The sequence below is a fragment of the Jatrophihabitans sp. genome, assembly GCF_036388195.1.
GTDB lineage: Bacteria > Actinomycetota > Actinomycetes > Mycobacteriales > Jatrophihabitantaceae > Jatrophihabitans_A.
Map to the genome: position 1 here is coordinate 1 of NZ_DASVSG010000005.1, position 8,316 is coordinate 8,316.

The following is an 8,316-nucleotide window of genomic DNA, read 5'->3' on the forward strand; positions in this document are numbered from 1 at the left end:
TGCCCGCCGCTGACCGTGCGCGACAGCAGGTGCCGCGACAGCCCCTTGGCCCAGCCGATCTCCGGGAAGGCGTCCGGGTCGAAGCTCTGGTCCTCGGCGCAGTCGTGGCTGTGCGCGCCGGTGTAGAGGATCTCGCCGATCGGCTGCACCGCCTGGGTCGCGCCCAGGCACCGGCTCTGCCAGCGCAGCGAGCCGTCGGCGGTGTTCGCCGCGAAGGTGCCGTCGAAGCAGCCGCCGCCGGTGCCCTCGACGCCGAAGTAGACACCGGTGTTGTCGGTCTTGACCGACTTGGCCTCGACGATGCAGGACTCGGTCTTGGGCGGGATCACCGACGCGGCCGGAAAGGGCAGGGGCGTGCCGGTGTTGGTGTCGACGACGGCGACGGCGTGGTGGGCGGGGTTGCCGTTGACGTTCAGGAACGCGCCGGCGAGGTAGAGCTTGTCGCCCAGCGGGGTCAGCGCGATCTGGTAGACGACGTTGTCCGGCGTGGTGGTGAAGGTGGCCAGGGCGGCGCCGGTGCTCGGGCTCAGCGCGGCGACCCGGCGTGCGGTGCGGCCGCCGATGGTGGAGAACGAGCCCGCGACGTAGACCGTCGACGCGGTCGCGGCGATGCCGGAGACCCGGCCGTTGGAGTTGGGGTTCCAGGACGTCAGGGCGCCGGTGGACGCGGTGAAGGCCGCGATCCGGTTGCGGGTGACGCCGTCGACGGTGGTGAAGTCGCCACCTGCGTACAGGGTCTGCCCGTCGGCGCTCATCGAGAGCACCTTGACCGCGCCGTTGACGTTGTGGTTGAACGAGGTGATCAGCGCGCCGGTGCTGGCGTTGAACGCGGCCAGGCGGGTGCGGGGCACCTCGCCCGAGCCCGCGGTGGCGCCCGGCGGCCGGACGCTGGTGAACTCACCGCCCAGGTAGACGACTCCGTTGGCGGCGATGATCGCCGACACCGCCCCGTTGGTCTGCCAGCTCGAGGCGGCGTTGGCGGGCAGGGTGCCCTGCAACGCGCTCGCGGGCGTCGTGGCCACGAGACCGAGAATTCCGGCGGTTGCCGCGGTGATACCCGCAAGCAGGCGTCGCAGATGCATGTGATGTCCCCCGTAGAACATTGCCTATGCCCACTCTGGCTGTTCAGAGCGCACGCCGGTTACGCCGGTTCGTTGATGTTGCCTGGGCTAGGAAAAGAGGCCGCGCATCAGTGGAGCGCGGGCCCTCGGCACCAGATTAAGAGTATTTTAGCCTTATTCACAAAGGGTAAACAACTATTACCCAGGGTGCTTGGCTCAGTACGCTCCGGAGCCGCGAGCCACCGCGCGGGCCGTCTTCCAGAGGATGAACAAGTCCTCACCGAGGGACCAGTTCTCCACGTAGCGCAGGTCCAGCTGAACCGACTCGTCCCAGCTGAGGTCGCTGCGCCCGCTGACCTGCCACAGCCCGGTCAGGCCTGGCTTCACCAGCAGCCGCCGGTGCACGTGGTCCTCGTACCGCGCCACCTCCAGGGGCAGCGGCGGCCGCGGGCCGACCAGGGACATGGTGCCGAGCAGCACGTTGATCAGCTGCGGGAGCTCGTCCAGGGAGTACTTGCGCAGGAACCGGCCGACCCGGGTGACCCGGGGGTCCTGGCGCATCTTGAACAGCACGCCGTCGCCGTGGTCGCTCTGCTCGCGCAGGCTGGCCAGCCGCTCCTCGGCGTCGGCGTACATGGACCGGAACTTCAGCATCACGAAGGTGCTGCCGGCCCGTCCTACCCGGACCTGGCGGAACAGCGCCGGGCCCGAGCTGGTCAGCCGGACCGCCAGCGCGAGCACCACGAACAGCGGGGAGAGCAGCACCAGCGCCACGGCCGCCACCAGGCGGTCGAAGGCGCCCTTGAGCACCCGCCGGAACCCGGAGAACTTCGGCTCCTCCACGTGCAGCAGCGGCAGCCCCGCCACCGGCATGATGTGCAGCCGGGGGCCGGCGACCTCGGTCAGCCCGGGCGAGACCATCAGGTCCGTGGAGCTGCCCTCCAGCTGCCAGGACACCCAGCGCAGCTTCTCCGGGCCGATCGCGCCGGAGGACACCACCGCCACGGTGTCGGCGCCGCTGAGCCGCACCGCGCTGACGATCGAGTCGACGTCGCCGAGCAGCGGGACGTCGGCCTCGCCGAGGGTGTCGATGGTCCGCATGTCGGCGATCACCTCGGACGGCACGCAGGCGCCGACCACCCGCAGGCCGGCGTACTCGTCGCGGCGCAGCACCATGCTGAACTTGCTGATCGCCTCGGCATCGCCGACCAGCAGCACCGACTTCATGGCCCGGCCGCGGGCACGCTGGTGGTGCAGCCACTTGCGGGCGGTGTAGCGGGCCGCCAGGTTCAGGCACAGCGCCAGCGGCAGCGCGATCAGGATGAATCCCCGGGCGAACTCGGCATCGGTCACGAAGGAGATGAACGCGATCAGCGCGGTCGTGTGCAGGAAGGCGCGGAAGATCCGCTGGAACTCCGCGGCGCCGACGCCGACCAGCCGGGCGCCGTAGCCATGGTTGAAACCGATCAGGCCGACCCAGCCCAGCGGCAGCAGCACCGCGGCCAGCGCGTTCAGCGGCGCGGAGGCGCTCAGGCCGAATCGCAGCAGGTAGGCGACGGCGATCGCTGCCCAGGCGCTGGCGAGGTCGGCGACGACCAGGCCGCGCTGATACTGGCGAAGCCAGCGGGAGCGGCGCAGGACGCCGGCGTCCTCAGGAGGAGGCTCGAGCGCGCTCGGGTCGGTCCAGCCTGCGATGACAGGCGGCTGCAAGCCCTCGGAGAACGTGGTGGTCACATCAGCCCGATCAGCCGCGGCCGTGGACCCGGATCCGGCCGCAGGCGCGCGGTCGATCGCCAGCGTGCTCGAAAGCGGCAGGTCGCCATTGTCTCCGCCTACGTCTAGGCCCGATCCAAACATCTTTCCCCCGTTGCCGCAGACGGCCCCTGGAGCCGCCCGCATATCCCCCCGTGCGCCAACCGGAACCTGTTGTCCGGATGACTCCCACTCCATCATTGCAACGCACCTTCAGGGGGCAGTTCGTTACTCCCGTCGTCCCCCGATCGACGTCTGCAACAGTGACGTTTATAGCTGGTGAAGTGGACGTTTGGGAAGCGCTAAATAACCGAAAAACCTCGGCAACTTTATCCTAACCTCCTTGTTAGTGCTCTGTGTAATCGGGTGTCTGCGCATAGTTACCGATAACGCTTGAAACGGGCCCTTGGCCGCCCGGTGCCGCTGCAGTTCCTTCCTGCGGCGGCAGATGGGGAAAGATTGGGGGGTGACCACTCGTACCGCGTCCGAGCTGCCCGGCCCGAGCCGGCTGAGCGACGACGACACACCCCTGCGCCGTGACGTCCGGCGGGTCGGCCGGCTGCTGGGCGACTCGCTGGTCCGCCAGCACGGCGAGGGCCTGCTCGACCTGGTGGAGCAGGTCCGGGCGCTGACCAAACAGAGCAAGGACGCGGTCCGGCTCGAAGACCGCACCGCCGCCCGTGACCAGGTGCGGGCGCTGCTGGCCGGGTTGCCCACCGACACCGTCTCGGCGCTGGTGCGGGCGTTCTCGGCTTACTTCCACCTAGCCAACGTAGCCGAGCAGGTGCACCGGGTGCGCAGCCTGCGCGACCGCCCGGCCGAGGAGGGGTGGCTGGCGAGCTCGGTGGCCGCGGTCGCGGCCAAGGCCGGCCCGGACGGCCTGAGCCAGGCGGTGCACGCCCTCGCCGTGCGTCCGGTGTTCACCGCGCATCCCACCGAGGCCAGCCGCCGGTCCATCCTGAGCAAGCTCCGCCGGCTGGCCGACGTGCTCGCCGACCCGACCGAGCCCGGCACCGCCGCCCGGCAGCGCCAGGACCGCAACCTGGCCGAGATCATCGACCTGATCTGGCAGACCGACGAGCTGCGCCGGCACCAGCCCACCCCGGTCGACGAGGCCCGCAACGCGGTGTACTACCTGCAGGAGCTGATCGACCAGACGGTGCCGGACTTCACCAGCGACCTCGCCGCCGAGCTGGCCCGGCACGGCGCCCAGCTGGACTCCGATGCCCGGCCGCTGACCTTCGGCTCCTGGATCGGCGGCGACCGGGACGGCAATCCCAACGTCACCGCCGCAGTCACCAGCGAGGTTCTGCGGCTGCAGCACCACGTGGCCTCCCGCTCGGCGCTGGCCGCGGTCGACGCGCTGATCGGCGAGCTGTCCTCCTCCAGCTCGATCGTCGGGGTGGCGCCGGAGCTGCTCGCCTCGATCGAGGCCGACCTCGCCAACCTGCCCGAGCTCGACCCCCGGATCCGGGTGCTGAACGAGACCGAGCCGTACCGGCTGAAGCTGTCCTGCATCCGGCACAAGGTCCTCAACACCCGGCAGCGGATCAACTCCGGCAGCCGGCACCTGCCCGGCCACGACTACCTGGGCAGGTCGGAGCTGCTGGCCGAGCTGCGGCTGATCGCCACCTCGCTGCGCCAGCACTCCGGCGGGCTGATCGCCGACGGCCTGCTCGCCCGGGTCGAGCGCACCGTCTCGATCTTCGGGCTGCACCTGGCGACCCTGGACATCCGCGAGCACGCCGACGCCCATCACCACGCCGTCGGCCAGCTGATCGACCGGCTGCAGGAGGAGCACTGGCTCTACGCCGACCTGCCCCGCGACTACCGCCGGCGGCTGCTGTCGAAGGAGCTGGCCTCGCGCCGGCCGCTGGCCCAGACCCCGCCGCCGCTGGACGCGGCCGGCGCCAGGACCTTCGCCGTCTTCACCGAGATCCGCCAGGCGCTGGACACCTATGGCGTCGAGGTGATCGAGAGCTACATCGTGTCGATGACCCGGGGCGCCGACGACGTGCTCGCCGCGGTGGTGCTCGCGCGCGAGGCCGGGCTGGTCGACGTGCACGGCACCGGCGACCCCGGGGGCGGCCGGCGGCCGGTGGCCCGGATCGGCTTCGTCCCGCTGCTGGAGACCGTCGAGGAGCTCCGCCGCAGCGGCGAGGTGCTGGACGACCTGCTGTCGGACCCGACCTACCGGCTGATCGTCCGGCTGCGTGGTGACGTGCAGGAGGTGATGCTCGGCTACTCCGACTCCAACAAGGACGCCGGGATCACCACCTCGCAGTGGGAGATCCACAAGGCCCAACGCACCCTGCGCGATGTCGCGGCCCGGCACGGGGTCCGGCTGCGGCTGTTCCACGGCCGCGGCGGAACGGTCGGCCGGGGCGGCGGGCCCACCTACGACTCGATCCTGGCCCAGCCCTGGGGGGTGCTGGCCGGAGAGATCAAGTTCACCGAGCAGGGCGAGGTGATCAGCGACAAGTACGCGCTGCCCGAGCTGGCCCGGGAGAACCTGGAGCTGACCGTGGCCGCCGTGCTGCGGGCCTCGACGCTGCACCTGGCCCCGCGCCAGCGTCCGGAGCAGCTGCAGACCTGGAACCACACCATGGAGCTGGTCAGCGAGGCGGCCTTCAGCACCTACCGCAGGTTCGTCGACGATCCCGGCCTGCCCGCCTACTTCCTCGCCTCGACCCCGGTCGAGCAGCTCGGCTCGCTGAACATCGGCTCCCGCCCGTCCCGGCGTCCGGACTCGGGCAGCGGCATCTCGGGCCTGCGCGCCATCCCGTGGGTGTTCGGCTGGACCCAGTCCCGCCAGATCGTGCCGGGCTGGTTCGGCGTCGGCTCGGGCCTGCGGGCGGCCCGGGAGGCAGGCCTGGCGGAGGCGCTGACCGACATGCACGCCAACTGGCACTTCTTCCGCACGTTCATCTCCAACGTCGAGATGACGCTGGCCAAGACCGACCTGGAGATCGCCTCGCACTACGTCTCGAGCCTGGTGCCGGTCGAGCTGCGCCGGCTGTTCGAGCTGGTCAAGGCCGAGCACGAGCTGACCGTGGACGAGGTGCTGCGGATCACCGAGGAGCAGTTCCTGCTCGATGACCAGCCCCTGCTGCAGCGGACGCTGAGCGTGCGGGACGCCTACCTGGACCCGATCTCCTACGCCCAGGTCGATCTGCTCTCCCGGGTCCGCTCCGGGGAGGCGTCGGACGAGGGCGGCGCCGAGCAGTTGAGCAGGGCGCTGCTGCTGACCATGAACGGCGTCGCCGCGGGCCTGCGCAACACCGGCTGACCGTGCCCCGGACGCTGGCCGTATCACGAAATGGCGTGTCCGAAAACCGCCAGTCACCCGCCCCGGGGCAGGGCAGACTGACAGCCATGCCGATCGACGAGGACGCCGCGTACCGCGCGGTGCGCAGCCGGGACGCCCGCTTCGACGGGATGTTCTACACCGGCGTCCGGACGACCGGGATCTACTGCCGGCCGTCCTGCTCGGCCCGCACGCCGCACCGGCGCAACGTCGGTTTCTACCCCAGCTCGGCAGCCGCTCAGCGGGCCGGCTTCCGCGCCTGCAAGATGTGCCGGCCGGACGCGACACCGGGCTCGGCGGACTGGAACACCCGCGCGGACCTGGCCGGCCGAGCGGTCCGGCTGATCGCCGACGGGGTGATCGACCGGGACGGCGTCGCCGGCCTGGCTCGCGAGCTGGGCTACTCCGAACGCCAGCTCAGCCGGGCCCTGGTCGCCGCGCTGGGCGCCCCGCCGCTGGCGCTGGCCCGGGCCCAGCGCGCCCAGACCGCCCGGATCCTGCTGGAGAACACCGACCTGGCCGCCTCGGACGTGGCCTTCGCGGCCGGCTTCGCCAGCATCCGGCAGTTCAACGACACCATCCGGGAGGTCTTCGCCAGCACCCCCAGCCAGCTGCGGGCCGCCCGGCGCCATGCCTCCGGCGAGCCCGGCACGATCGAGTTGCGGCTGGCGTACCGGGCTCCGATGGACCTCGCGGCCACCCTGCGCTTCCTGGCCGGCCGGGCGGTCACCGGCCTGGAGGGCTACGACGGGACCACGTACAGCCGGACGCTGCGGCTGCCGCATGGCGCCGGCCTGGCGTCGCTGGCGCCGGCCGCCGGATACGTGGCCGCCCGGCTGCGGCTGGCCGACCACCGGGACCTGGCCGCCGCGGTGGCCCGGGTCCGGCGGCTGCTGGACCTCGACGCCGACCCGCAGGCGGTGGACGAGGTGCTCGCCGGGCAGCCGGCGCTGGCCCCCTTGGTCGCCCGGCGGCCGGGGCTGCGCTCGCCCGGCGCCGGAGACGGCTTCGAGATGGCCGTCCGGGCCGTCGTCGGGCAGCAGGTGTCGGTCGCCGGAGCGCGGACGGTGCTCGGCCGGCTGGTCGCCGAGCACGGCCGGCCGGCGTTCGATGGCAGCCTCGAGGGCAGCCCGGACTGGCGGCTGTTCCCCGAGCCGGAGCTGGTCGCCGGCCTGGATCCGGCCTCGCTGCCGATGCCCCGGGCGCGCGGGCGCTGCCTGGTGGCGCTGGCTGCCGCGATCGCCACCGGGGCGCTGGTCCTGGGACCGGGCTCGGAGCGGGCCGAGACCCGGGCGGCGCTGCTGCGGCTGCCCGGCATCGGCCCGTGGACCGCCGACTACCTGCTGATGCGCGCGGTCGGCGACCCGGACGTCTACCTGGGCACCGACCTCGGCATCCGCCAGTCGCTGGCGACGCTGCCCGGCGGCAGCTCGCTGGATCCGGGCGCCACCGCACCCTGGCGCAGTTACCTGACCCATCACCTGTGGGCACGGCTGGGCGACCCCCAGCCAGCGCTCTCCCATGGCCAGACACCCTCTGACGGACCCTCTGACGACGAAGGACACCGATGATCATTCACAGCTACGTCGACTCACCGCTGGGCCCGCTGCTGCTGACCGGCGACGGCGAGGGCCTCACCGGCCTGTACACCGATCAGCACGGCCGCAAGCCGACCGAGCTCGGCCCGCGGGTGGACGAGGAGTTCGCCGAGGCCCGCACCCAGCTCCAGGAGTACTTCGCCGGCGAGCGCGATGACTTCGACCTGCCGCTGACCGCGCCGGGCACGCCGTTCCAGCGGGCGGTGTGGCAGGCGCTGCGCCAGATCCGCTACGGCTCGACGATGACCTACCGGGAGGTCGCCGAGGAGATCGGCAATCCCAAGGCGGTCCGGGCGGTCGGCTCGGCCAACAGCCGCAACCCGATCTCGATCATCGTCCCGTGCCACCGGGTGGTGGGCAGCGACGGCAAGCTGATCGGCTACGCAGGCGGCTTCTCCGCCAAGAAATGGCTACTCGACCACGAGCTGGCAACAGCAGGACTCAGCTCGACCAGGTGATCGGTCCCTCCAGCTGACAACACCGCCCGGCTGGGGTCACCACAGCTTGTCGACTTCGCCCGGGTAGAGCTCGATGCCGGCGTGGTGGAAGCTGGCGGCGTGATCGCGGGCGTGATCGGTGACCAGGTCAGCCAGGACGA

Annotated in this window: 4 protein-coding genes and 1 pseudogene; 3 read left to right on the forward strand and 2 right to left on the reverse strand. The window is 71.6% G+C overall.

Annotation, left to right across the window (positions count from 1 at the left end; genetic code table 11):
* Both VF612_RS00215 and VF612_RS00220 read right to left on the reverse strand, forming a co-directional pair.
* Window positions 1-1,022 (reverse strand): annotated as a pseudogene (locus tag VF612_RS00215) (laminin G); the annotation flags it as partial.
* 255 nt (window positions 1,023-1,277) lie between these two features.
* Window positions 1,278-2,795 (reverse strand): sugar transferase, encoded by a 1,518-nt coding sequence (locus VF612_RS00220; protein WP_408657832.1) that lies wholly within the window; start codon window positions 2,793-2,795, stop codon window positions 1,278-1,280.
* Window positions 2,796-3,261: 466 nt separating this feature from the next.
* Between VF612_RS00220 and ppc the strand changes: the two genes are divergently transcribed.
* The 3 genes from ppc (at window position 3,262) to VF612_RS00235 (ending at window position 8,176) form a co-directional block, all read left to right on the forward strand.
* The gene (ppc, locus tag VF612_RS00225; protein ID WP_408657833.1) at window positions 3,262-6,102 is read left to right on the forward strand and encodes a phosphoenolpyruvate carboxylase; all 2,841 of its coding nucleotides are present in this window, start codon (window positions 3,262-3,264) and stop codon (window positions 6,100-6,102) included.
* A gap of 86 nt (window positions 6,103-6,188) precedes the next feature.
* On the forward strand, window positions 6,189-7,691 hold the full coding sequence (locus tag VF612_RS00230) for a DNA-3-methyladenine glycosylase 2 family protein (RefSeq protein WP_408657834.1): 1,503 nt from the start codon (window positions 6,189-6,191) through the stop codon (window positions 7,689-7,691).
* Window positions 7,688-8,176, forward strand: a complete 489-nt coding sequence (locus VF612_RS00235; protein ID WP_408657835.1) for a methylated-DNA--[protein]-cysteine S-methyltransferase — start codon at window positions 7,688-7,690, stop codon at window positions 8,174-8,176. Before VF612_RS00230 ends, VF612_RS00235 begins: the two co-directional genes overlap by 4 nt.
* Window positions 8,177-8,316: the final 140 nt, after the last annotated feature.